Source organism: Sphingobium sp. CR28 (genome assembly GCF_052327305.1).
Lineage (GTDB): Bacteria > Pseudomonadota > Alphaproteobacteria > Sphingomonadales > Sphingomonadaceae > Sphingobium.
Genome location: NZ_CP182486.1, coordinates 2,238,477 through 2,261,055 on the forward strand (window position 1 = coordinate 2,238,477; position 22,579 = coordinate 2,261,055).

Here is a 22,579-nt window from a genome sequence, read left to right on the forward strand (position 1 = left end):
GCGCCTTAGCGATTTTCCCTGCGCCAACAAAGGAAAAAGAGGGCGGCGGCTGTGGACTTTCCGGTGCATCCAGCGGACGACATGCTTGTGCTCGAGGTGGACGACCTCGATGTGGACGTGCTGACCGGCATCTATTCGGAGGAGACCCATCTCCCCCAGCCGTTGCGCATCAGCGTGCGCGCATTGCTCACCCATGCGGAGCATTATGCGCCCGACACGCCGCTTGGTGCCTCCAAGAATTATATGGACCTGAAGCACGCCGCCTCCACTGCGCTGGGACAGGACCGGCACTTCACTCTCATCGAGGCGGTGGCCGATCACATCATCGACACGCTGTTCCTGCAGGACGAAAAGGTCCGCCATGTGACGGTGAAGATCGTCAAACTCGCTCTCTCCGAACGGGGCGAGAAGATTGGCGTCACGCTGGGGCGCTGGCGGAAGTAAGCCGATGTTTATGCCCGCCGTAACCCTCTACTTCTTCACCAGTCCGATCTCGACAAGTCGCTGATGCAGATAGTCATGCGCGGTGATCGGCGCTTCGCGGCGCGGATTATCGGTAGTGACGCATTGGGGCAGCGCGTCGATGAGAAAATCCGGACGCAGGTGCAGGAAGAAGGGCATGGAGTAGCGCGGGATGTGGCGCCGCTCGACCGGCGGATTGACCACGCGGTGGCTGGTCGAGGGCAGCACATGGTTGGTGAGGCGCTGGAGCATATCGCCCACATTGATGACGAGCGCGCCCGGTGGCGGCGTCGCGGGAATCCATTCGCCATCCCGCGTGAGGAGCTCCAGCCCGCCTTCCTCGGCGCCCAATAGAAGCGTGATGAGATTAATGTCTTCATGGGCGCCGGCACGCACGCCGGGCGCGTCCGCAGACACAGGCGGGTAGTGCAGAAGCCGCAGGATGGAATTGCCGTCTTCGATGGGGCCGTCGAACCAGTGCGGGTCCAGCCCGAGATAGAGCGCAATCGCGGAGAGGATGCGCCCCCCGGTTTCGTCGAAGGCGTCGAACAATGCGGAAAAGGTTTCGCGGAAGCCTTCAATCTCGGTCGGCCAGATATTGGGCGGCATGTCCTTCGCCAGCGGACTGCCGTCCGGCAGCTCCCGCCCGACATGCCAGAACTCCTTGAGGTCGTTCTCGCTCGCACCCTTGGCGACCTCCGTGCCGAAGGCCGTGTAGCCCCGCTGGCCGCCGCCGCCGGGGACGAGATAGGCGCGCTTCACCTCTTCCGGCAGCGTGAAGAAGGCCTTCGCCTTCGCCCATCCGTCCGCGACAAGTCCGCTGTCCATGCCATGATCGCAAACCATCGCGAAGCCGAAGGTGCGGAAGCTCTCTCCGATCGCCTGCGCGAAGGCGTCGCGCTCCATGCGGGTGAGGGAAAGAACCGGAATATAGTCGAGCACGGGGGTGGGCATGAGTCCGGTCGGTCCTGCTGGTGAGGTCTCCAATCTAGGCCTGCAAGCGCCAAAAGTCATCCCGTGGCTTGCGCGATTCCCGCCGGCGTGGAATTGGGCGGCGATCCATTGATCCCCCGAGGAATGCGATGCGCTACTGGCTGATGAAGTCCGAACCCGATGTCTTCTCTTTCGACGATCTGGTCGCGAAGGGCGAAGCGGAGTGGGATGGCGTGCGTAACCACGCCGCACAGCTCAACATGAAGGCCATGGCGGTGGGCGACCGCGCGCTGTTCTATCACAGCAATATCGGGCTCGAGGCAGTCGGCATCATGGAAATCGTGCGGGGCGCCGAGCAGGACAGCACTGACGACACCGGCAAATGGAAGGCCGTGATGGTCGCCCCGGTGGAGAAGCTGCCGCAGCCAGTGACGCTCAAGGCCATGAAGGCCGATCCGGCGCTTGAAGGCATGGCGATGATCCGGCAGTCGCGCTTGTCCGTCTCACCACTGACGGACGCGGAATATCATCACATCCTCGGCATGGCTTGCCACAAGACGGCGAAATGACCGTGCGTTGCACAATTGTGGAAATGACGGTTTTCTTGATTGCATGAGCTGCAATCGAGTGATGCGCCTTTGCATTTGCTGCGATGCAACAAAAACCCTATCTGATTAGTCGACAAAACAATACAGGATGTTTGGAACGGCCTTTCATCAAGAAGGGACACGTCCAATGACCAAGTTTGTACTTTCCATCGCTGCCGCCACCGCGACCCTCTTCGCTGTTGCACCGGCCGCTGCAGAGACCACGTTCAAGCATGGCGCCGACACCTATGTTTATTCGGTGAGCGAGCAGGGCGGTGATCGCGTCATCACCGGCAAGCGCTATCCGAGCAACTCCGACTTCCGCTTCGTCGTCCGCAAGGGCCGTGTCGCCGGCACCGTCGATGGCCGCGACGTCGCTTTCAACGCAGCTGACGCCAAGGGCGCCGCTGGTGTGCAGAAGGTCCGGATGAGCTCGGCGAACTGATCCGCCAGAGTTTCGATCCAGTGACATGAAAGAAGGGTGGGCGCGGCCAAGCTGCACCCACCCTTCTTTTTTGGCGGCGTTGATTCCGTTTTAGCGGCAGCGGCGCTTGCTATCCACTTCCTTGCCGATCAGCGCGCCCGCGGCGGCACCGAGCACGGTGCCCGTCGTGCGGTCTCCGCGCGTATCGATCGTGCGGCCAAGCAGAGCACCACCGACGCCACCGACGATCAGGCCGGTCGTGCCGTCCGATTTGCGGCAATATGTGCGACCATCGCGTCCGCGCCATTCGCGATACTCGTAATTACGCTTTCTCGCCTGCGCCCCCTCGACAGGGGCGGCAAAGGTGGCGGGAATGGCAAGGCTCACCGCTGCGAGGCCCAGCATCAGGCGTTTCATGGTTCTTTCTCCTCCGTACAAATCTCTTAATGCAAATCAGAATGCGCCAATGATGACCAATGTTGCATGAACCTCCGGCAACACGGCGAAACGACGGTGTTCATCGACGAAATGTGGGCATTTACCGGTGGTTGAGAGCCTGCGCATGGAACTGTCCACAGACTTGTCCACCGCTATCCACAACATGCTGCTCGGCTGTCGTAAAAACGTCTTTGAACGACTCGCGATTGGTGAGACGATTTCCTATCGAAGGTCAGAAATTCCCTGAGAAATCAGAGAATTGACTGGAAGAAGGCGAAGGCTGGAACGCATCCGTGCGGTCTAGCGGAACCGGAATGTTCGCAATGCCACAGGCGCGTGAGGCGTCCGCCCGCAAGACCAGTGGCAACAGCGGCATTTTTCGGCAGGACGGGGCCGTCTAGGTCATCGTCCGCCACAAAAGCGATAGGCGATATGCGAAAGCGTTGCGCCAGGTCGATCCGGCTTCGGCCTTGTGCCCGAAGCGGAGCAAGATGACAGCGAGGCCCGTTCGGGTACGCATCATCGGCAGGGACGGTGGGGCCGCAAGGCTCGGTAGGTCATGCCAAACATCGCGATGCAGCGCCCCCTGCCGGGGATGATGCAGCGGGATGCAGTGGGGGTCGGCAGCAATGCCGGCCCCCATTTCGCATGATGGTCCCGCAGGATAGAAGAGCGCCATGACGCTGATCTTCCTTTACGGCCACGCAGCCTCCGGCAAGCTGACAGTTGGCCGGGCGCTTGCGGCGCAAACCGGCTTTCCGCTCTTTCACAATCATCTTGTCGTGGATGCAGTTGCTTCGGTCTTCCCGTTTGGCTCGCCCCAATTCGCGAAGCTGCGCGAACGCTGGTGGCTGGAGATGATCGAGGCCGCCGCACGGGGGGATCAGTCGCTGATCTTCACCTTCGCGCCCGAAGCGAGCGTCGCCGCCGACTTTCCCCAGCGCGCAAAGGCAGTGGTGGAGGCGGCGGGAGGAGATGTGCTTTTCGTAAAACTCATCGTCGGTGTACAGGAGCAGCTTCGCCGGATCGACAATGCCGACCGGGCGCAGTTCGGCAAATTGCGCGACCCCGCGCTGCTTCAGGCGTTGCGCCCGCAATTCGAGGCCTGTCTTGCGGCGATGCCGGACCCCGCAGTCACGATCGACACGCGTGCGGTGACACCGGACGATGCGGCAGCGCTCATCGTGGCGCAGCTTCAGGCCGCGGCCAGAGGATAGCGCGCGACGCATTCATAAGCGGCGCCCTCGTGTCCCAGATGGCTCTCGTAGAGCCGGAAGTCGTTCACTTGCCATGCCGGGGAAGAAAGCCCGCCATGGAGCGCCATGAAGCCGTCGATCGGCCCCGCCTGGCTGCCGAAGCGCGCCAGGGTGATGTGCGGCAAATAGGTCCGGCCTTCCGGTGGCAAGCCGAGGCGGATGAGCGCCTGATCGACCTTGCGGTGGAGGCGGGCCAGCGCATCATGAGGGCGGACGCCGGCCCAGAGCGCATCGATCCGTCCGCGCCGGTCGAACTGGCCAATGCCATCGAGCGCAATGGGAAAGGCGGTATCATGCACCGAGCCGAGCGCCGCAGCGACATCCTCGGCCATTCGCCGATCCACCTCCCCAATGAAGCGGACTGTGAGGTGAAGCTGCTCGTCGCTCTGCCAGCGGGCATGGTGGACGCCGCCCATGAGGCGCAGCAATTGCGCACGGACCTCGCGGGGCGGCCGGAGGGCAACGAAGAGGCGGTGGGTCATCGGGCGATCATCCTTACCACTCCCAGCTTGAGAGCTAGAGCATATGTTGCTTCTATTTCGTCATCCCGGCCCTGAGCCGGGATCCCGCTTCTTCTGCACGAAAAGGCAGCTGGACCCCGGGTCGAGCCCGGGGTGACGAAGAATGATATGCGTCCTCACAGTAGCATGGCCGGCCCGCCAGGAGCACAGCAAAGCAGCATAAGAAAAGGGCCGGAGATCGCTCCCCGGCCCCTTCCTGTATCCTCGCGAAGGCGGTGGACCTGATGGTCCGTGCCGCCCCGGACTTGGCTTAGAAGTCCATACCGCCCATGCCGCCCATGCCGCCGCCGCCCATGGGCATTGCCGGCTTGTCTTCGGGCAGCTCGCTCACCGCCGCTTCGGTGGTGATGAGCAGGCCAGCGACCGAAGCCGCATTCTGCAGGGCAGTGCGAACCACCTTGGTCGGATCGATCACGCCAGCCGAAACCAGATTCTCGTACACGTCGGTCGCGGCGTTGAAGCCGAAGGACGTATCCGACTGGTCGAGCAGCTTGCCCGAGACGACCGCGCCGTCATGGCCGGCATTGGCCGCGATCTGACGGACGAGAGCCGTCAGCGACTTGCGAACGATGTCGATGCCGCGAGTCTGGTCCTCGTTGATGCCGGTCAGGCCATCGAGAGCCTTGGTCGCGTAGAGCAGCGCTGTGCCGCCGCCGGGGACGATGCCCTCTTCGACAGCTGCGCGGGTCGCGTGAAGCGCGTCATCGACGCGATCCTTGCGCTCCTTCACTTCGACTTCCGAAGCGCCACCGACCTTGATGACGGCCACGCCGCCAGCCAGCTTGGCAAGACGCTCCTGGAGCTTCTCACGGTCGTAGTCCGAGGTCGTGACCTCGATCTGCGCGCGGATCTGCTCAGTGCGGCCCTTGATCGCGTCGGCTTCACCGGCGCCATCGACGATGGTGGTGTTGTCCTTGTCGATCGAGACGCGCTTAGCGGTGCCGAGCATGCCGAGCGTGACGTTCTCGAGCTTGATGCCGAGATCCTCGGAGATCACTTCGCCCTTGGTCAGGACAGCGATGTCCTCAAGCATCGCCTTGCGACGATCGCCGAAGCCGGGCGCCTTGACGGCAGCGATCTTCAGGCCGCCACGCAGCTTGTTGACGACGAGCGTGGCCAGAGCCTCACCCTCGATGTCCTCGGCGATGATGAGCAGCGGACGACCCGACTGCACCACGGCCTCCAGGATCGGCAGCAGCGCCTGGAGCGACGACAGCTTCTTCTCATGGATGAGGATGTAGGGGTCGGAAAGCTCGACCTGCATCTTCTCGGGATTGGTGATGAAGTAGGGCGAGAGGTAACCGCGGTCGAACTGCATGCCCTCGACGACGTCCAGCTCGAACTCGAGACCCTTGGCCTCCTCGACGGTGATGACGCCTTCCTTGCCGACCTTTTCCATGGCTTCGGCGATCTTCTCGCCGACTTCCTTGTCGCCATTGGCCGAGATGATGCCGACCTGAGCGATCTCGCTCGAACCGGCGACCGGCTTCGAACGGGCCTTCACGTCCTCGACGACCTTGGTCACGGCGAGATCGATGCCGCGCTTGAGGTCCATCGGGTTCATGCCGGCGGCCACCGACTTCATGCCCTCGCGAACGATCGCCTGAGCGAGAACGGTCGCGGTGGTGGTGCCGTCACCGGCGATGTCGTTGGTCTTCGAGGCCACTTCGCGCACCATCTGGGCGCCCATGTTCTCGAACTTGTCCTTGAGCTCGATTTCCTTGGCGACCGACACACCGTCCTTGGTGATGCGGGGCGCGCCGAAGCTCTTGTCGATAACGACGTTGCGGCCCTTGGGGCCGAGCGTTACCTTTACGGCATCGGCGAGAATGTCGACGCCCTTGAGGATGCGTTCGCGCGCGTCACGCGAGAATTTCACGTCCTTCGCTGCCATGATCTATTCCTTCCTTAGAGTTCGGGGGAGATGCGAAATCAGGCGATCACGCCCAGAATGTCGCTCTCTTTCATGATGAGAAGGTCTTCACCGTCGACCTTGACCTCGGTGCCCGACCACTTGCCGAACAGGATGCGATCGCCGGTCTTCACGTCGAGCGGGGTCACCTTGCCATCCTCGGCCTTGGCGCCTGTGCCGACGGAGACGATCTCGCCTTCCTGTGGCTTTTCCTTGGCGGTGTCGGGGATGATGATGCCGCCGGCGGTCTTCTCTTCCGCCTCGATACGGCGAACGAGCACGCGGTCGTGCAACGGACGAAATGCCATTAGCGTTTCCTTTCCATGTTGGCGGAACCGGCGTGGATATAGAGCCCCTTTGGAAATGCTGCGATGCAGGCTTGAACCTCACCGCACGCGCCCTACGTCCCTGCCTTCTCCGCACGCGAATAAGCTGTTAGCACTCCCGTAACAGGAGTGCCAACGCCGGCCATATGGGGCGGTCTAATCTTCCGTCAAGGGCTGCGCACGCTTAAGGATACAAAATGTTCCCGGACGTGGTGACCGCGCGGCGGGCCGAGGAATCATGCCGTGGGCAGTGGCCGCACAAATGCGATGAACCGAGCGGGGCATTAACTTCATCATAAAGCGCATCGGCGAGAGCAGCCGGGAGAAACCACGTCACAGGATCTGCTCACATGCTCCCCAAACTTCTTCTGTCCTCTCTTGCTGTGTCTCTGGCCGCAGTTGCGACGCCTGCTTTCGCACAAAGCGACGATGCGCACATTACCATCGGCGTTACCGGCGGCTCCCTCGGCGTCGGTCCTTCGATCGGCTACCGGATCAACGAGACTATCGGCATTCGCGCTGACGCCACTTTTCTTGGCGTAAGTCACGGCTTCGATTCCGACGATGTGCGCTATGACGGCGACGTGCGCCTGCGCTCCGGTGGCGTCCAGGCGGATATTTATCCGTTCGGCGGGGGCTTCCGCCTTTCGGGCGGTGTGCGGATCAACGGCAATCGGGTGAACGCAACAGGAAAGCCCAATGCGACCACCTACACGTTCAATGGTGTCACCTATCAGGTGAGCGATGTCGGCACGGTCAGCACCCGGACCGAGATCAAGGACGTCGCGCCCACGCTGACGCTTGGCTATGGCGGCGGCATGGGCCGGGGCTTCGCCTTCGGCATCGATGCGGGCGTGATGTTCCAGGGCCGCGTGCGTATCCAGCCGATCACCTATACCGGCCCGCTGCAGAACGCTGCGCTCGCCGCCAACCTAGAGGCCGAGCGCCAGAGCCTCCAGAGGGATATCGACGACTATAAGCTCTACCCGATCCTCCAGATCGGTCTTGGCTATCGCTTCTGAGCTTTGCGAACGGCTCATCACCGATAGGGCCGAATTGGGGCGTGGACGCGGGAAGTCGTCCGCGCCCCATTGTCGTTTGACCCGGTAGCGCCTAGGTCTCCGGCCATGACCATCTCGCAAAGGATGCCGCATTGGGCTTCGTGAAATCCGCCTGGCGCATACTGGTTGCCATCAAGGACGGACTCGTCCTGCTCTTCCTGCTGCTGTTCTTCGCGATGATTTATGCAGCGCTCAAATTCTCGGGCGGTCCTCCCGCGGCCCCTTCCTCCGGTGCGCTGCTGCTGAAGCTGGATGGCCCGATCGTCGAGCAGCCAGCGGAAGGCGACAGCTTCTCGCGGATCGCGGGCAGCGGGACGGTGCGTGAGATTCGCCTGCGCGATTTGATCCACGCGATCGAAACCGCCGCCAGAGACAGCGCAGTGAAGGCTGTCGTGATCGATGCAGGCGTCTTCGGCGGCGGCGGACAGGTCGCGATGATGCGGGTGGGGCAGGCGCTGGACGAGGCGCGCGCCGCCGGCAAGCCGGTGCTGATCCGCGCAGGCCTCTACGACGACGATAGTTATATGCTGGCCGCACATGCGAGCGAGGTCTGGCTCGATCCGCTGGGCATGGTCGCGGTGACGGGGCCGGGCGGCTCGAACCTTTATTATAAGGGGCTGATCGACAAGCTCGGCGCCAATGTCCACGTCTACCGGGTCGGCACCTACAAGAGCTTCGTCGAGCCTTATATTCGGGCCGACCAGTCCGCCCCGGCCAAGGAAGCCAATCAGGCGCTCGTCTCGACCCTGTGGGAAAACTGGCTCGCCAATGTCGAGAAGGCGCGCGTCAAGGCCAAGATCCGCGCCTATATCGCTGATCCAGTCGGGCTCTCCCGTGCGAATGGCGGAGACATGGCCAAGGCGGCGCTGGCCTCCGGCCTTGTCGACAAGCTGGGCGATGAAGGCACATTCGAAAAGCGCGTCGCGGAAATCGCGGGGGAGAGCACGGTCGAGGGGAAAACGACCTTCGCGGCGATCCCGCTCAAGCGCTATCTTGCGCGCAAGCCCTTGCCGACTAGCGGGGGCGTGGCCGTGGTCACGGTAGCGGGCGACATTGTGGACGGCGAGGCCGGTCCGGGCACGGCGGCGGGCACGTCCGTGGCCGCGCTGGTGAAGAAGGCAATCGACGACGACGCCACCAAGGCGATCGTGCTCAGGGTCGACTCGCCCGGCGGCTCAGTGACGGGCGCCGAGACGATCCGCGCGGCGCTGATGGAAGCGAAGGAGGCCAAGCTCCCCGTGGTGGTCTCCATGGGCAATGTCGCGGCATCGGGCGGCTACTGGGTAAGCACCACGGCGGATCGCATTTTCGCCGAACCCTCGACGATTACGGGATCGATCGGCGTATTCGGCATCATCCCCAGCTTCGAGACGACATTGGCCAAGGCGGGCATCACCACGGACGGCGTGAAGGCGACGCCGCTCTCCGGTGAGCCGGACGTCACCGGCGGCATCTCGCCGGCTTTCGACGCACTCGCGCAGGCAAGCGTAGAGGATCTTTATCGCCGGTTCGTCGGCCTCGTGGCAGGTGCGCGCAAGATGACGCCCGCCCGCGTCGACGAGATCGCGCAAGGACGGGTGTGGGACGGAGGAACGGCACGGCAGATCGGGCTGGTGGATCAGTTCGGTGGTTTGGACGATGCCGTCGCGGCCGCTGCGAAGCTGGCGGGCCTCTCGGGCGTGCAGGCTCAGGCGCGCTACATAGATCCCGAGCCGGACAAGCTGGCAGCCTTCCTCGACCAACTGACAGATGATGAGGCAGGGTCCGGCGCAGCCGTGCGGGGGCAGGCGACCAATATGTTGGACGTTGCGGCTCGCAACCAGCGTGCTTTGGCGTCTCGGGTCGTCACGGATATGCAGGCGATCGTGGACGGGCCGGCCGTGCGGGCCGACTGTCTCGAATGTCGTGCGTTCTCAAAAGCGAGGCCGCACGCGGATGCTGCCGGAGCGAGCTGGCTCCTCTGGCTGGGCCGTCTGGTCGGCGTCTACTAAGGACGATAGCCCGGCAGGTGCAGTCCCTTCAGCATCGCGAAGGCGCGTAGAGCAAAACCGGCGAACGACGCCAAGACGCCGGCAACGCCCACTGGCACGCCGATGCTGACCAGCGTGACATGCAGCATGGCGGCAAAGGCAGCGGCGGTCACATAAAGCTCCGGCCTCAGCAGGATCGACGGTTCGCCTGCCAGAAGATCGCGAATGATGCCGCCCACGCAGCCGGTGATGACGCCCATGAGACCAGCGACGAACGGATTGATCCCGAAGCTCATGGCCTTCGCCGCGCCGATCACCGCGAAGGCGGCGAGACCGATTGCATCCAGCCAATCGAGCGCGCGCAAGCTCCAGAAGCGATGAGGCGTCACCCAGACAAGCAGCGCGGCGCCAAGGCACGCAGCCGCAGTCACATTGTCGTGAATCCAGAAGACCGGCGCGCCGATCAGCAGATCGCGCACCGTGCCGCCCCCAACGCCAGTTATAAGGGCGAAGAAACAGAAAGTGACGAGTGTCTGGCCGAGCCGCGCCGCGGCGAGTGCGCCGGAAACGGCGAAGACGCTGGTGCCGACATAGCTCAGCGTCTGCAGCGCGACATCAAGGGGTATAGCAAGAGATGGCGCGGCCATGCCGCTCGATACCAGCGCGTATCGCTGTCGTCACGTGTGGAGAGCCGCGCAGTCCGATGCGGCCCTCCACACGCGAACCTCGTCAGGCGCCGTCGACCGCCGGCACGATCTTGATCTCGACCCGGCGATTCTGCGCCTTGCCTTCCGGCGTCTCGTTGCTGGCAATGGGCTGCATCTCGCCATAGCCGCGCGTGGAGATGCGGACGGACTGCACGCCATGGCTGGACAGATAGTCCGCCACGCTCTGCGCGCGCCGTTCCGAAAGGGTCTGGTTATAGGCTTCAGCGCCGTCGGAATCGGTGTGGCCCAGCACATCGATCATGGTCTTGGGATATTCGGAAAGCGTGCTCGCAACCTGATCGAGCGTGCCCCGGAATTGCGGCTGAATTGCCGCCTGGTTCGTTGCGAAGGTGATGCCGGAAGGCATGCGCAGGAGCAGATCGTCGCCCTGACGCACGACGTCCACGCCGGTTCCCGCGGTCTGCTGGCGCAGCTTCCTCTCCTGCGCGTCCATATAGGCGCCAACGCCCGCGCCGGCGATCGCGCCGATGCCCGCGCCGACGATCTTCTCGGTCCGGTCGCGCCGTCCGCCCAATATGTCGCCGAGCAGATAGCCGCCGAGCGCGCCGCCCGCGCCGCCGATCGCCGCCTTGGAAATCTTGCGCTCGCCGGTGACCGGATCGGTCGTGCAGGCGGAGAGGGTGATCGCCGCGAGGCAGGCTGTGCCCACACTGCGGATCAGGAGGGAATGGCGCTTCATGACAAGTCTCCTCTGTCTCGTTCCTGCTGTGCGACGGCTCTCGCTTGGCCGGCCACACGAATGGGGAGGCCAATAAGCACGGCAAGCTGAACGCGAGAAGAATGATCTCGATAGCGAAACGTTCCGGATCATTTCGTTTTCGGTGCGCTGTTGAACTTGTCCAGATCAATCAAATACGGCAAAAGGGCGCGCTCAACATGCAACCCCTTCCCCCCACACCCTCATTCCCATGGCTCGATGCCGCGATCGTGCTCGCCCTGGTGGCCTTCAACGGCGTCTTCGCCATGTCGGAGCTTGCGATCGTTTCCTCGCGCAAACCGCGGCTTCAGGCGATGGTGAAGGCGGGGAAGCGCGGTGCGCGTGCCGCACTCGATCTCGCATCCGATCCCGGACGGTTCCTTTCGACCGTACAGATCGGCATTACGGGCATCGGCGTTCTTTCCGGTGCCTATTCTGGCGAGAAGCTGGGTGGCCCTCTGGGGCAGATCATCGCGGGCTATGGAATCGAGCGCAATCTCGCGGAGAATATCGGCTTCGCCATTGCGATCATTCTGACGACTTACCTCTCCCTCATCATCGGTGAACTTGTTCCCAAGCAATATGCGCTGCGCAATCCCGAGCCGATTGCCGCGCTCGTTGCCGCGCCGATGAACTGGCTCTCGCGGTTGACCGCGCCGCTTGTCTGGCTGCTCGAAGGCTCCAGTGCAGTGATGTTCAAGCTGTTCGGCGTTAAACCCGCCTCGGCGGACCATGTCACGGCGGAGGAATTGCATCTCATCGTGGCGGAGGCGAGCAAGTCGGGCATCATCGAGGAGAGCGAGCGAGCGATCATTTCCGGCGTCGTGCGCCTCGCGGATCGTCCGGTGCGTGAAGTGATGACACCGCGCACCAGTGTCGACTGGATCAACGTCTCCGCCTCTCCGGAGGAGTTGCAGGCCGCGCTCCTCGCCACGCCCCGCACTCGCATGCCAGTGGCCGAGGGCGACGTGGAAAACATCATTGGTATCGTGCAGGCGCGCGATGTTATGACCGTCCTGATGCGCGGCGATCCCATCGATCTGCGCGCGATCATGCGACCGGTTTCCATCGTGCCGGATCAGGTGGATGCCATGGACGCGCTGGAAGTGCTGCGTGTCGCGGAAGTGCCGATGCTGATGGTCCATGACGAATATGGCCATTTCGAGGGTCTGGTTACGCCAACCGACCTGCTCGCCGCGATCACCGGCGACTTCCAGTCCGATCAGGATCCGGGCGACGAGCCGTTGCTGGTGGAACGCGAAGACGGATCGCTGCTCGTGTCCGGCCAGATGCCGATGGACAGCCTTGCCGAGCGCCTGTCGATCGACCTTCCCGATGACCGGGACTATGCCACGGTGGCCGGCTTCGCGCTCTACACGATGCGCCGTCTGCCAGAGACGGGCGACCTCTTCGAAGATCAGGGCTGGCGCTTCGAGATCGTGGACATGGATGGCCGCAAGATCGACAAACTGCTGGTGTCCGAGGTGGAAAGCCAAAGCGCGACGTCCGGGTGACCTAGATCAGGTTCAACTCTAGAAACTGGTTGAACGCTGATTTCTTATAGTCGCCAAACGCCTCCGCATCCGTAAAGCCGCGCCTCCGATAGAGGGTCAGTGCCGGATCGAAGGCCGGGCCGCTGCCGGTTTCAAGTGCAAGACGAGTAACGCCCATATTGCGCGCCTCCTCGATCAGATGATCGAGCAGCGCCTGAGCGACCCCTCGTCGCAGAAAGTCCGGATGCGTGCGCATCGACTTGATCTCACCCAGCGCCCCGTCAAGGCGACGCAGCGCGACCATGCCGGCAAGCCGACCGTCGATGCAGGCGCCCCATAGTGTGAGGGCGGGATCGGCATAGCCAGCGAGATCGACGGCGAAGACAGCGTCGGGCGGCGAATGGGCATGCATTCCCGCGAGGTGACGCGTGATGAGGGCGGCGACCTCCGCTTCATGCGCGGAAATCGGGGCGATGGAAATCACGGCGTCGCCCTTCGCCTGTTGTTGGGCCTATTGCTGGCCATAGCGTTCCCAGAAGGTCGCCATGTCGCCGGCGGCGAGCAGGCGCGCCTGCGCGGGCCAGTCGTCTCGAACGATGCGGCCCCGAAATACGCCAAGATGCGAATCGATCCGCTCGATGTCCTCCGGGCTCCAGTTGGCGATCTGATCGAAGCGCGAGATGCCCAGACTGCTGAGCAGAGTGTTGAGCTGCGGGCCGATCCCATTGATGATCGTGAGATCGTCCGGCGTATCATGGATGGGCCGGGGCGCAGTGATGTGCCGAGCAAAAGGAGCGGGCTCCTCTTCCGCAAGCGGCGGGGCCGGGTCAGAATCGAAGGGCAACGGGGAAACCAGCAGCATGGGGGCTTCCTCCTGCAGCTCCGCCTCGTCGGATGCTGAACTATCCGGTTCTGCGACCGCAGGCGGGACGAAAGTCACTAACGCGCCGCTGTGGCGAAGCCCGTCCTGCGGCCAGACGATGGGCTCATCCAGCGCGGAGCCGCGAGAGCCCCAGACCCGCCACGCCGTCGCCAGCCCGATGAGAAAGGCAAGGAGCAGGCAGATCCAGTAATAGCCGATCAGCGCGAGCATCGCGTCATTCTCCTCCGGCCGGTTCGTGCTGTGCGATCATTTGACGCCACGCCTTTTCCAGATGGCAGCGCCGACCAGCAGCCCGAGCCCGAATGTGAGAAGGTGGATGAAGAGCGTCTCAAGCAGCAGCGGCATCATGAGGCTCCCTTGACGAGCGTGAAGGTGACCCGCCGATTGGCGGGGTCCAGTTGGCCATGGCCTTGCAGGGGAGCGCTGGCGCTATAGCCCTTCGTGACCACGGCGTTTGCCGGCGCACCCTGAGCGACAAGATCGTCCCGAACGCGTTTGGCACGTTCCTGCGCTATCTCGCGATTAACGCCTTCTCTACCGGCGCCGCTGCTATGACCGGCGACTTCGATGATGAGACCCGGACATTGCTTGAGTGCCGCCGCGACATCCCGGATGATCCGGCGCGACTGTGGGTTGAGCCAGGCGCTGCCCGATCGAAAGCTGAGTGCGCGCCCGTCAACGGCCCTGTCGATGCTCTTCTGGCACGTCGCGACATCAGCCGTTTCCGCTGCGGGCGCGGCCTGCGCGTCTGGCGCCGCGCTTTCGCTCCAGCGGGCGCTGGATATCCCCGGCACGGTGCGCAGGATTTCGGATGCCATGTTCCTCTTCGGGCTCGCCGCCGTGCCACTGAGCATTGCCACGCGGGAAAGCGGCTGCGTCTGGAAATCGACCGAAACGTCCGGGAGGCCACCGGTGGCAAGCGTAATGGCGGCGCGCTCGCGCAGATCCTGCACGAACGCTGCGCCATATCCGAGCGGGCCGTGCGCGACCCACCCGAGCAGCATCGCGGCGCCGGCCCCGATCGCAATCCTTGCCGCATCATTCATGAAGGTGCCCCGGTCCCCCCGTTCAGAACCAGAGTGATGCCTAACAGCCGGCTTAACAACGGGAAAGTGGTGGATTTCCCGCGCGTTTCGTTTCGGGACTGCGGCGCGCTATGTTTGCGGATCGGCCCGCGCGATCTCGCGCCAGCCGATGTCACGGCGGCAGAAACCGCCATCGAAATCGACCCGGTCCAGCAGGGCATAGGCTTCGTCTCGCGCCGCGCCGATCGTCGGGCCGGTCGCGGTCACGTTGAGCACGCGGCCGCCCGATGCGACGAGCGCGCCATCGCGTAGCGCGGTGCCGGCATGGAAAATCATCGCGCCCGGCACATTGTCTGTTTCCGGCAAGGTGATAGGCGCCCCCGGCTCCACTTTGCCCGGATAGCCTTTCGCCGCCATCACGACGGTCAGCGCGGTCTCCGGCGCGAGGCGGGGCGGCGTGCGCCCGGCCAGCTTGCCGGTGGCGACGGCTTCCAGCAGATCGACCAGATCGTCCTCCAGCCGCATCATCAGCACCTGACATTCCGGATCACCGAAGCGGCAATTATATTCGATGAGCTGCGGCCCGTCCGCCGTCAGCATCAGGCCCGCGTAGAGGACGCCGGAATAAGGCGTGCCCCGTGCGGCCATGGCGTTCACGGTCGGCCGAACGATGCGCGCCATCGCTTCTTCTTCCAACTCCGGCGTGAGGACCGGCGCCGGGCTATAGGCGCCCATGCCGCCGGTGTTCGGCCCAGTGTCGCCTTCGCCCACGCGCTTATGATCCTGCGCTGAGCCGAAGGGAACGACACTCACCCCGTCCGTCAGCGCGAAGAAACTGGCCTCCTCGCCCGTGAGGAATTGTTCGAGGACAACCTCCGCGCCTGCCGCGCCAAATCCGCCGCCGAACATGTCTTCGATGGCGGCGCGCGCCTCTGCATCCGTTTCGGCAATGACGACACCCTTACCCGCTGCCAGACCGTCCGCCTTGATGACGACGGGAAGGCCGAAGCCGGGCAGGGCAGAGAGCGCCTGCGCGGCACTGGTGCAACGCAGGAAACCGGCGGTCGGGATATTCGCTTCGACACACAGGTCTTTGGTGTAACCCTTCGAGCCTTCAAGCTGCGCGGCGGCAGCAGACGGCCCGAACACGGCGAAGCCGGCGGAGCGCAGCGAATCGGCCAGACCATCGACCAGAGGCGCTTCCGGGCCGATGACGACCAGACCTATGGCCTTACTGCGGCAAAACTGGATGACCGCGTCACGATTGCGCGCATCGATATCGACCAGCGTCGCATGGGCGGCTATGCCCGGATTGCCCGGCGCGGCATAAAGCGCGTCGCAGCGCGGTGATTGCGCGAGCTTCCACGCGAGGGCATGTTCACGGCCTCCGCTGCCCAGCAAAAGGATATTCATGGTCGAGACTCCCGCCCGGTTCGATGCGTCCGGCCGCCTGCTAGCGCAGAGCCCGGAAGGGGACAATCTCGCGCCGCTCTCCATCACCGAGATTTCCGGCATGTTAAAGCGCATGGTGGAAGACCGCTTCGGCCATGTTCGGCTGCGCGGGGAGATTTCCGGCTTCAAGCGTGCCGCCTCGGGCCATGTCTATCTGGCTCTCAAGGATGAAAACGCGGTGATCGACGGCGTGATGTGGAAGGGGGGGGCGCAGCGCCTTGCCTTCGCGCCGCAGGACGGGATAGAGGTGGTCGTCTCGGGCAAGGTCACGACCTATCCGGGCCGCTCGAAATATCAGATCGTCATCGAGACAATGGAGCTGGCCGGTGAAGGCGCGCTCATGCAGCTTTTCGAACGGCTGAAGGCGCAGCTTGCCGCCGAGGGGCTCTTCGATCCGGCGAAGCGACGGCCTATTCCGCTGTTGCCGAGGGTTATCGGCGTGGTCACGTCCCCAACCGGCGCGGTGATCCGGGATATTCTCCACCGCCTTGCTGATCGCTGCCCTTCGCGTGTTCTCGTCTGGCCCGTGCTTGTGCAGGGGGAGGGCGCAGCTGCGCAGGTCGCGGCAGCGGTGCGCGGCTTCGGTGCGCTGGCTCCTGGCGCCGCCGTGCCAAGACCCGATCTCATCATCGTGGCGCGGGGTGGCGGATCGATTGAGGATCTGTGGGCTTTCAACGAGGAAGCTGTGGTACGCGCCGTTGCGGCCTCGCCCATTCCGGTCATTTCCGCCGTGGGCCACGAGACTGACACGACTTTGTGTGACTTTGCGGCGGACCTGCGCGCTCCCACGCCCACCGCCGCCGCTGAAATGGCCGTGCCTGTGCGTGTGGAGCTGCTTGCCGGTCTGGCCGAACTGGGCGCGCGGACCCAGCGTTGCGTTCACCGCCGGCTCGATCTCGCGCGCGAACGGCTGGAGGTGCAGCGACGTCTGCTGCCCCGGCCGGAAACGCTGCTCGAACCTCAGCGCCAGCGTGTCGATGATCTGGGCGAACGCCTGCGGCGCGGACTGTCGCTTCGCGTGGCTCATGCCAGGCGCGATCTGGCGGATGCAGGCGGCGCGCTGCGGCCGGCGCTTCTGCATCGACGGCAAGAGCGGGCGCGTCATCAGCTTGAGGTCGTGCGCCTGACGCCTGTGTTGCTGGAACGTCGCTTCAAGGATGCGTCCGATCGCCTCACCGCGCTGAGCAGAGTTGCCCAGTCGCTTGACCCGACCCGGCCGATGCGGCTGGGGTTCGCGCTCGTGACCGGGCCGGAGGGCGGGCTGCTTCGTTCCAGCGCAGCAGCGAGGGCGGCGGGGCGGGTGATGCTGTCATTCGAGGATGGCTCCGTGCCTGCGACGGTGGATGGCGCTCCGCCGCCCCGCGCGCCTCGGTCTGCGAAGCCCGACCAGTCCGGCGGCGGGCAGCACGATCTTTTCGGCTGATCGAGCCGTTTCATTTCCGCGATGCGTCGTCTTGCGAGAGGGGCCGGACTTGACCATTCTGCTGCGATGATCCGGCGCTTTCGACCTCTCGCCCGCTGCCCGCGCGCGGCGCTCGTCGTCCTGTTTCTTCCCGCTGCCTGTGTTCCGGCGACAGCGCCGACGATCCCGCACCCCAGCCGCCCCACCACTCCCGCCGTTGAGGCAAGTCCACCTGGCGCCCTCGACAGTGCGGATGCCGGGCGGCCCGAGGCGCTGGAATTGACCGGCGTGCCTCGTCAGGGTGGCGTGCTGCTCGGCCGGTTGCCGCGCGGTGCCCGGACGCTGACGCTCGACGGTGAAGACGTGGCCTATGACGGCGAAGGGCGCTTCATCATCGCCTTTGACCGAGACGCGGGCGAGAAAGCGGACCTGGAGCTGCGTTTCGCGGATGGCCATACGGCGCGGCGGACGCTCAGCGTGGCGCCCGGCGAATGGCGTATCGAGCGCGTAAATGCCAATCCCACTGGTGGCGCGGCGACAAGCGAGGAATTCCAGGCGCGGCGGGCGGGCGAACTCGAGCAGATCGCGGCGGCGCGCGCGAAGGCGAACCAGAGCGACGGCTGGCGGCAGCGCTTCATCTGGCCGGTCAGCGGCCGCATCTCCGGGGTTTTCGGCTCCCAGCGCGTTTATCGCGGTCAGCCGGGCAGCTATCATAGCGGCCTTGATATCGCGGGAGGCGCGGGGACCGTCTATGTGGCGCCGGCAGATGGGGTAGTGACATTGGCGGTCATGACGCCCTTCACGCTAGAGGGAAATCTGCTGATGATCGACCACGGCATGGGGCTGAACAGCGCGTTCCTTCATTCGGAGCAATTGCTGGTGAAGGCGGGGGATGTGGTGCGGCAGGGCCAGCCGCTGGGGATTATCGGCGCGACCGGGCGCGTGAGCGGCCCTCATCTGCACTGGAGCATGAAGTGGAACGCGGCCCGGATCGATCCTCTGCCTCTGCTGCCGCCCCGGTGAAGCGCGTCGAGCGATCTGTCAGTTGATGCGTCGCACGCGAAAGGCGCGACCGCTCGCTATCTTGGCGATGAAGCTACCCATTGCCGCACGGCGGATCGTGATCGTCTCACCGGCTTTGGGGTCGCGGCCAATGACTGGCTCGGTCGATACCCATTGCGCGCCATCCTCAAGCACGAAGGCCCATTTGCCCTGATCCAACGCTCGCGCTGACCCGAGTGTCGCTTCGATGTCCGTGAGTTGGTTGGCCTGCTCATCCTTATTGCCGCCGCCGAGAAGGGGCAGCGCCCAGATATTCAGTCCGAAAAGGGATCGACGCGTTTTTTGCGTCGACTCTCGATCGAGAATGACAATGTCCGTCTTCGCCGCAGCCTCAGCCAGCGCTGCGACCTGCGTGTCATAGCAGGCAAGCCTCTCTTCCTTGTCGGCGAGCGCGCGGCAATCGATGAGCCGACTGAATGCAGGCGGCAGCGCGTTTGCAGCCGCTGCGGGTAAGCTCGATGCTGCCGCCGCGAGCATCACAACAGGGATGGCTAATCTGTAACCCATTTTTTGCTCTTCCGGGAGAATTGGATCGAACTATGCGTTGATAACCAACAGTTGATGTAAAGCAATACTCTGTAGTAATACGGAAACAAACTGTAACAATAAAACAAAGATGCAAACTTTTCCGGATTACGTGAGTAGATCATGTGTCCACGTGAAATTCTAGGAAACAAAGTTATATATTACGTTACGTATTGCTTATAAAATCGCCCTGTTCATGTGGCATAAATGTCGCAAATACTTCGCAAAACACGATTCTCGTCTCTCATATCCTTTACACAAATGTGACGCCCGCGCAGTTTGCACCGCAGCACGGCGGGGGTGTACAGCGTGCCGCGTACCGCCCTTGCGCGTTCGGGTGACGAGACAATCGTCGCCGTTCATCACTCCAGAGCAAGGGACTGGATCTGTGAAAACATTCTCGACAAAGACGTCGCTCCGATTTGCGACCGCTTCCGCAATCATGGCGATTGCGCTGACTTCCAACATGGCGAACGCACAGGACCCGGCCGAAGAAGCCGGTGATTCCATCATCGTCACCGGCTCGCGCATCGCACGCCCCGATCTTGAGGTCGCCAGCCCGGTTCGCGTGCTGGGCAGCGAGGAAATCACGCTGCGTTCGCCCACCACGGCCGAAGAGCTGCTGCGTGACCTGCCTTCGGCTCGTCCGAACCTCGGTCCGGGCGTCAACAACGGCAGCGACGGTAGCGCTTCGATCGATCTGCGCGGCATTGGCCCCAACCGCACGCTGGTCCTGCTCGACGGCCGCCGGCTCGTGCCGTTCGGCCTTGATGGCATCACCGACCTCAACACCATCCCCGTCGCGCTCGTCGAGCGTGTCGATGTCGTTACCGGTGGCGCGTCTTCGGTTTACGGCGCGGATGCGGTCGCGGGTGTCGTCAACTTCGTGACGAAGCGCGACTTCACCGGCATCGATCTTTCGGGCAGCTATCGCATCACGGGTCGTGGTGACGCCGCAGCCTATCAGGCCGATCTCGTCACCGGTGCGTCATTCGATGACGGTCGCGGCAACGCGGTGCTGGCCTTTGGCTACACCAAGTCATCGGCGCTCAACCAGAACAAGCGCCCCTATGGCGAAGCGGCGCTCAGCACCGTGAACGGCCAGCCGCAGGGTTCACAAACCGCAGTCCCCAGCTTCCTGCTTGGTGCAGGTCTCGGCGCGGACCAGGATCCGATCAACGGCTCAGTCTATGACGTTACGCTCGGCCGTTTCCGCGCTGCGGGTCAGAACGACCTGTTCAACTTCAACCCGGACAATCTCTATCAGACGCCGCTCGAGCGCTACAACATCTACAGCTCGGCGCGCTATGAAGTGACCGACAATATCGAGCTCTACTCGACCGGTACATTCACCAGCACGAAGGTCAGCATCCTCTCGGCAGCGTCAGGCACGTTCACCAACCCCTATCGCATGCCGCTCAGCAATCCGTATCTGAACGAGGCGACGCGCAATCAGCTTTGCGGTGCGACGGCTGTTTCCTTCTTCGCTCCGGGATCGACCACGCCGACCACTGGCCTCACGCCTGCGCAATGTGCCGCAGCCGCGACTGCGACGAGTGTAAACGATCCCAACTATCGGGAAGCCGCCGTCACCATTCCGCGTCGTTTCGTGGAATATGGCCCCCGCTTCCAAAGCGTCGACACCACGCAGTTCCAGATTCAGGCAGGCCTGCGCGGCAACATCACCGAGACGATCAAGTTCGACGTGTCGGCACAGTTCGGCGAAACCAATCAGAACCAGACCCGCGAGAACTGGGGTTCCTACTCCCGTGTCCAGCAGGCCCTGCGTGCGTTCAACACCACCACCTGCGCTGACCCGTCCAATGGGTGCGTTCCGCTCAACCTGTTTGGCCCCGCCGGCAGCATCACGCCTGCGATGATCGGCTTCTTCGATCTCGACAGCTACATCCGTCGCACGGTGCAGCAGCGCGTCGTGACTGGCGCCATTTCGGGTGACCTGTTCGGTATTGCCAGTCCGCTGGCCGACAACCCGATCGCCTTCTCGATCGGTGCGGAATATCGCAGCCTGAAAGCGGAAGCGAACCCGGACGGTGCGGCGCGCATCCAGAGTGAAGTGCTCGGCACCGGTGCCCGCGTTCCGCAGGATGTTGGTCAGTACAGCGTGAAGGAAATCTTCGGCGAACTGATCGTGCCGCTGATCGAGGACAAGCCCTTCTTCTACAACCTGACGGTCGAAGGCGGCATTCGCTACTCCGACTATACCACGACGGGCACCAGCACGACGTGGAAGGCCGGCGGCAGCTGGGAGCCGTTCCAGGGCTTCAAGTTCCGTGGCATGTATCAGCGCGCGGTGCGCTCGCCCAATATCGACGAGCTGTTCCGCTCACCGGTCACGGGGCTGTCGAGCTTGGCGACGGATCCCTGTCAGGGTGCCGCTCCGACCGCCAATGCAGGTCTCGCAGCACTTTGCGTCGCGACTGGCGCACCTGCCGGTGTGATTGGATCGATCCCGTCGCCATCTGCCAACCAGATCAACGCGACGAGCCAGGGTAACCCCAATCTCGACGTGGAGCGTGCGCGCACAATCACGCTGGGTGCGGTCTTCCAGCCGAGCTTCGTGCCGCGTCTGTCAATCACCGTCGATTATTTCGACATCCGCGTGACGAACGCGATCACGCAACCGGTGCAGGGCGATATCCTGAACGGCTGCTACAGCACGGCGCTGAACCCGAGCCAGAGCTACAACAGCTTCTGTCAGCTGATCGGCCGTAACCCGATCAACGGCAGCCTCAATGGTGCAGGCGAAACGGCGGGCGTGATCCTGGGCTTCTCCAACCTGGGCACGATCGATACGTCCGGTATCGACCTCGGCGTCAACTACCGCGTGCCGGTCGGCAACGGTGCACTGAGCTTCGGCTTCAACGGAACCTGGCTGGATCATTACCACTTCCAGGCCAACCCGTTGGCGGTTAACCGGGATTGCACCGGCTACTACAGCCCGAACTGCACGAATCCGCGTCCGGAATATAAGTGGAACCTGCGGACCACCTATACCACCGGTCCGTTCCGTGCTTCGGTCCTGTGGCGTCACATCAGCGGTGTCGACATCGAGCCGTTCACGCCCGGCGCCGTTGCTGGTCAGACGACCCCGAATGGCCCGAACCCCAACACGGTGTTCGATGCCTATGAATCGATCCCGGCCTACAACTATGTCGACCTCAACGTCGGCGCGGAAGTCAGCGACAATCTGGACCTGAGCTTGCTCGTGTCCAACCTGCTCGACAAGAATCCGCCGATCGTCGGTTCGGGCGCCGGTGGCACGGCGTTCAACAACGGCAACACCTTCCCGACCACCTATGACGTGCTTGGTCGCACATTCATGCTGACGGCGCGCCTGAAGTTCTGATCTGAACGTTCAGGATGCAGAGATGGAGAGGCGGCGGATCGAAAGGTTCGCCGCC

General features: G+C 63.5%; 23 protein-coding genes. 10 read left to right on the forward strand and 13 right to left on the reverse strand.

Translation table 11 applies throughout. From position 1 onward, the window contains the following. Positions 1 to 81 precede the first annotated feature (81 nt). Complete coding sequence (locus ACNAOH_RS10735) at positions 82 to 444, forward strand: dihydroneopterin aldolase (RefSeq protein WP_443970165.1); 363 nt, start codon at positions 82 to 84, stop codon at positions 442 to 444. Positions 445 to 471: 27 nt separating this feature from the next. On the opposite strand, the gene ACNAOH_RS10740 is transcribed toward ACNAOH_RS10735, so the two are convergent. Further along, complete coding sequence (locus ACNAOH_RS10740; RefSeq protein ID WP_443970166.1) at positions 472 to 1,416, reverse strand: isopenicillin N synthase family dioxygenase; 945 nt, start codon at positions 1,414 to 1,416, stop codon at positions 472 to 474. Positions 1,417 to 1,544: 128 nt separating this feature from the next. Here ACNAOH_RS10740 and ACNAOH_RS10745 point away from each other — a divergent pair, with 128 nt between their 5' ends. Both ACNAOH_RS10745 and ACNAOH_RS10750 read left to right on the forward strand, forming a co-directional pair. After that, entirely contained in the window at positions 1,545 to 1,964 is a 420-nt protein-coding gene (locus tag ACNAOH_RS10745; RefSeq protein ID WP_443970167.1) for an EVE domain-containing protein, read from the forward strand. A gap of 166 nt (positions 1,965 to 2,130) precedes the next feature. Further along, positions 2,131 to 2,427: a hypothetical protein gene (locus ACNAOH_RS10750; RefSeq protein ID WP_443970168.1), complete on the forward strand. Its 297-nt coding sequence runs from the start codon at positions 2,131 to 2,133 to the stop codon at positions 2,425 to 2,427. A gap of 90 nt (positions 2,428 to 2,517) precedes the next feature. Here ACNAOH_RS10750 and ACNAOH_RS10755 read toward each other — a convergent pair whose 3' ends face one another. Next, positions 2,518 to 2,823 carry a glycine zipper 2TM domain-containing protein gene (locus ACNAOH_RS10755; protein WP_443970169.1) on the reverse strand — a complete coding sequence of 102 codons (306 nt, stop codon included), beginning with the start codon at positions 2,821 to 2,823 and terminating at the stop codon, positions 2,518 to 2,520. 418 nt (positions 2,824 to 3,241) lie between these two features. Beyond that, entirely contained in the window at positions 3,242 to 3,523 is a 282-nt protein-coding gene (locus ACNAOH_RS10760; protein WP_443970170.1) for a hypothetical protein, read from the reverse strand. On the opposite strand from ACNAOH_RS10760, the gene ACNAOH_RS10765 reads away from it, so the two are divergent. After that, positions 3,522 to 4,061, forward strand: a complete 540-nt coding sequence (locus tag ACNAOH_RS10765; RefSeq protein WP_443970171.1) for a shikimate kinase — start codon at positions 3,522 to 3,524, stop codon at positions 4,059 to 4,061. The genes ACNAOH_RS10760 and ACNAOH_RS10765 overlap by 2 nt on opposite strands. On the opposite strand, the gene thpR is transcribed toward ACNAOH_RS10765, so the two are convergent. From thpR to groES, 3 genes are all read right to left on the reverse strand, one after another. Continuing rightward, on the reverse strand, positions 4,040 to 4,582 hold the full coding sequence (thpR, locus tag ACNAOH_RS10770) for an RNA 2',3'-cyclic phosphodiesterase (protein WP_443970172.1): 543 nt from the start codon (positions 4,580 to 4,582) through the stop codon (positions 4,040 to 4,042). The genes ACNAOH_RS10765 and thpR overlap by 22 nt on opposite strands. 289 nt (positions 4,583 to 4,871) lie before the next feature. Next, a complete protein-coding gene (gene groL / locus ACNAOH_RS10775; protein WP_443970173.1) occupies positions 4,872 to 6,515 on the reverse strand; it encodes a chaperonin GroEL in 1,644 nt (547 codons plus the stop codon). A gap of 38 nt (positions 6,516 to 6,553) precedes the next feature. After that, the gene (groES, locus tag ACNAOH_RS10780; RefSeq protein WP_443970174.1) at positions 6,554 to 6,841 is read right to left on the reverse strand and encodes a co-chaperone GroES; all 288 of its coding nucleotides are present in this window, start codon (positions 6,839 to 6,841) and stop codon (positions 6,554 to 6,556) included. A 368-nt stretch (positions 6,842 to 7,209) separates the two neighbouring features. Here groES and ACNAOH_RS10785 point away from each other — a divergent pair, with 368 nt between their 5' ends. Continuing rightward, positions 7,210 to 7,881 (forward strand): hypothetical protein, encoded by a 672-nt coding sequence (locus ACNAOH_RS10785; protein WP_443970175.1) that lies wholly within the window; start codon positions 7,210 to 7,212, stop codon positions 7,879 to 7,881. Positions 7,882 to 8,012: 131 nt separating this feature from the next. Next, on the forward strand, positions 8,013 to 9,911 hold the full coding sequence (sppA, locus tag ACNAOH_RS10790) for a signal peptide peptidase SppA (protein WP_443970176.1): 1,899 nt from the start codon (positions 8,013 to 8,015) through the stop codon (positions 9,909 to 9,911). On the opposite strand, the gene ACNAOH_RS10795 is transcribed toward sppA, so the two are convergent. Both ACNAOH_RS10795 and ACNAOH_RS10800 read right to left on the reverse strand, forming a co-directional pair. Continuing rightward, entirely contained in the window at positions 9,908 to 10,537 is a 630-nt protein-coding gene (locus ACNAOH_RS10795; protein WP_443970177.1) for a trimeric intracellular cation channel family protein, read from the reverse strand. The genes sppA and ACNAOH_RS10795 overlap by 4 nt on opposite strands. 82 nt (positions 10,538 to 10,619) lie before the next feature. Beyond that, positions 10,620 to 11,297: an OmpA family protein gene (locus ACNAOH_RS10800; protein WP_443970178.1), complete on the reverse strand. Its 678-nt coding sequence runs from the start codon at positions 11,295 to 11,297 to the stop codon at positions 10,620 to 10,622. 197 nt (positions 11,298 to 11,494) lie between these two features. Between ACNAOH_RS10800 and ACNAOH_RS10805 the strand changes: the two genes are divergently transcribed. Beyond that, positions 11,495 to 12,829, forward strand: a complete 1,335-nt coding sequence (locus ACNAOH_RS10805; RefSeq protein WP_443970179.1) for a hemolysin family protein — start codon at positions 11,495 to 11,497, stop codon at positions 12,827 to 12,829. Position 12,830: 1 nt separating this feature from the next. On the opposite strand, the gene ACNAOH_RS10810 is transcribed toward ACNAOH_RS10805, so the two are convergent. The 4 genes from ACNAOH_RS10810 to purD all read right to left on the reverse strand — a co-directional run bounded on the left by ACNAOH_RS10810 (position 12,831) and on the right by purD (position 16,129). Beyond that, positions 12,831 to 13,292, reverse strand: coding sequence for a GNAT family N-acetyltransferase (locus ACNAOH_RS10810; protein ID WP_443970180.1), 462 nt, complete (start codon positions 13,290 to 13,292; stop codon positions 12,831 to 12,833). Between the two features lie 27 nt (positions 13,293 to 13,319). Beyond that, the gene (locus ACNAOH_RS10815) at positions 13,320 to 13,901 is read right to left on the reverse strand and encodes a hypothetical protein (protein WP_443970181.1); all 582 of its coding nucleotides are present in this window, start codon (positions 13,899 to 13,901) and stop codon (positions 13,320 to 13,322) included. A 134-nt stretch (positions 13,902 to 14,035) separates the two neighbouring features. Then, positions 14,036 to 14,737: an OmpA family protein gene (locus tag ACNAOH_RS10820; protein ID WP_443970182.1), complete on the reverse strand. Its 702-nt coding sequence runs from the start codon at positions 14,735 to 14,737 to the stop codon at positions 14,036 to 14,038. Positions 14,738 to 14,845: 108 nt separating this feature from the next. Further along, complete coding sequence (gene purD / locus ACNAOH_RS10825; RefSeq protein WP_443970183.1) at positions 14,846 to 16,129, reverse strand: phosphoribosylamine--glycine ligase; 1,284 nt, start codon at positions 16,127 to 16,129, stop codon at positions 14,846 to 14,848. On the opposite strand from purD, the gene xseA reads away from it, so the two are divergent. Further along, on the forward strand, positions 16,128 to 17,591 hold the full coding sequence (gene xseA / locus ACNAOH_RS10830) for an exodeoxyribonuclease VII large subunit (RefSeq protein ID WP_443970184.1): 1,464 nt from the start codon (positions 16,128 to 16,130) through the stop codon (positions 17,589 to 17,591). The genes purD and xseA overlap by 2 nt on opposite strands. 21 nt (positions 17,592 to 17,612) lie before the next feature. Further along, entirely contained in the window at positions 17,613 to 18,593 is a 981-nt protein-coding gene (locus tag ACNAOH_RS10835; RefSeq protein WP_443970185.1) for a M23 family metallopeptidase, read from the forward strand. An 18-nt stretch (positions 18,594 to 18,611) separates the two neighbouring features. On the opposite strand, the gene ACNAOH_RS10840 is transcribed toward ACNAOH_RS10835, so the two are convergent. Next, complete coding sequence (locus ACNAOH_RS10840) at positions 18,612 to 19,139, reverse strand: hypothetical protein (protein WP_443970186.1); 528 nt, start codon at positions 19,137 to 19,139, stop codon at positions 18,612 to 18,614. 484 nt (positions 19,140 to 19,623) lie between these two features. On the opposite strand from ACNAOH_RS10840, the gene ACNAOH_RS10845 reads away from it, so the two are divergent. Beyond that, the gene (locus tag ACNAOH_RS10845; RefSeq protein ID WP_443970187.1) at positions 19,624 to 22,524 is read left to right on the forward strand and encodes a TonB-dependent receptor plug domain-containing protein; all 2,901 of its coding nucleotides are present in this window, start codon (positions 19,624 to 19,626) and stop codon (positions 22,522 to 22,524) included. The last annotated feature ends 55 nt before the right edge of the window (positions 22,525 to 22,579 follow it).

What these genes read in the sequence shown, in the direction of transcription:
- ACNAOH_RS10735 (WP_443970165.1), top strand. Translation starts at nt 82, where the DNA reads ATGCTTGTGCTCGAGGTGGACGACCTCGATGTGGACGTGCTGACCGGC.
- ACNAOH_RS10740 (WP_443970166.1), bottom strand. Translation starts at nt 1,416, where the DNA reads ATGCCCACCCCCGTGCTCGACTATATTCCGGTTCTTTCCCTCACCCGC.
- ACNAOH_RS10745 (WP_443970167.1), top strand. Translation starts at nt 1,545, where the DNA reads ATGCGCTACTGGCTGATGAAGTCCGAACCCGATGTCTTCTCTTTCGAC.
- ACNAOH_RS10750 (WP_443970168.1), top strand. Translation starts at nt 2,131, where the DNA reads ATGACCAAGTTTGTACTTTCCATCGCTGCCGCCACCGCGACCCTCTTC.
- ACNAOH_RS10755 (WP_443970169.1), bottom strand. Translation starts at nt 2,823, where the DNA reads ATGAAACGCCTGATGCTGGGCCTCGCAGCGGTGAGCCTTGCCATTCCC.
- ACNAOH_RS10765 (WP_443970171.1), top strand. Translation starts at nt 3,522, where the DNA reads ATGACGCTGATCTTCCTTTACGGCCACGCAGCCTCCGGCAAGCTGACA.
- ACNAOH_RS10760 (WP_443970170.1), bottom strand. Translation starts at nt 3,523, where the DNA reads ATGGCGCTCTTCTATCCTGCGGGACCATCATGCGAAATGGGGGCCGGC.
- thpR (WP_443970172.1), bottom strand. Translation starts at nt 4,582, where the DNA reads ATGACCCACCGCCTCTTCGTTGCCCTCCGGCCGCCCCGCGAGGTCCGT.
- groL (WP_443970173.1), bottom strand. Translation starts at nt 6,515, where the DNA reads ATGGCAGCGAAGGACGTGAAATTCTCGCGTGACGCGCGCGAACGCATC.
- groES (WP_443970174.1), bottom strand. Translation starts at nt 6,841, where the DNA reads ATGGCATTTCGTCCGTTGCACGACCGCGTGCTCGTTCGCCGTATCGAG.
- ACNAOH_RS10785 (WP_443970175.1), top strand. Translation starts at nt 7,210, where the DNA reads ATGCTCCCCAAACTTCTTCTGTCCTCTCTTGCTGTGTCTCTGGCCGCA.
- ACNAOH_RS10795 (WP_443970177.1), bottom strand. Translation starts at nt 10,537, where the DNA reads ATGGCCGCGCCATCTCTTGCTATACCCCTTGATGTCGCGCTGCAGACG.
- ACNAOH_RS10800 (WP_443970178.1), bottom strand. Translation starts at nt 11,297, where the DNA reads ATGAAGCGCCATTCCCTCCTGATCCGCAGTGTGGGCACAGCCTGCCTC.
- ACNAOH_RS10805 (WP_443970179.1), top strand. Translation starts at nt 11,495, where the DNA reads ATGCAACCCCTTCCCCCCACACCCTCATTCCCATGGCTCGATGCCGCG.
- ACNAOH_RS10815 (WP_443970181.1), bottom strand. Translation starts at nt 13,901, where the DNA reads ATGCTCGCGCTGATCGGCTATTACTGGATCTGCCTGCTCCTTGCCTTT.
- ACNAOH_RS10820 (WP_443970182.1), bottom strand. Translation starts at nt 14,737, where the DNA reads ATGAATGATGCGGCAAGGATTGCGATCGGGGCCGGCGCCGCGATGCTG.
- xseA (WP_443970184.1), top strand. Translation starts at nt 16,128, where the DNA reads ATGGTCGAGACTCCCGCCCGGTTCGATGCGTCCGGCCGCCTGCTAGCG.
- purD (WP_443970183.1), bottom strand. Translation starts at nt 16,129, where the DNA reads ATGAATATCCTTTTGCTGGGCAGCGGAGGCCGTGAACATGCCCTCGCG.
- ACNAOH_RS10835 (WP_443970185.1), top strand. Translation starts at nt 17,613, where the DNA reads ATGCGTCGTCTTGCGAGAGGGGCCGGACTTGACCATTCTGCTGCGATG.
- ACNAOH_RS10840 (WP_443970186.1), bottom strand. Translation starts at nt 19,139, where the DNA reads ATGGGTTACAGATTAGCCATCCCTGTTGTGATGCTCGCGGCGGCAGCA.
- ACNAOH_RS10845 (WP_443970187.1), top strand. Translation starts at nt 19,624, where the DNA reads ATGGCGAACGCACAGGACCCGGCCGAAGAAGCCGGTGATTCCATCATC.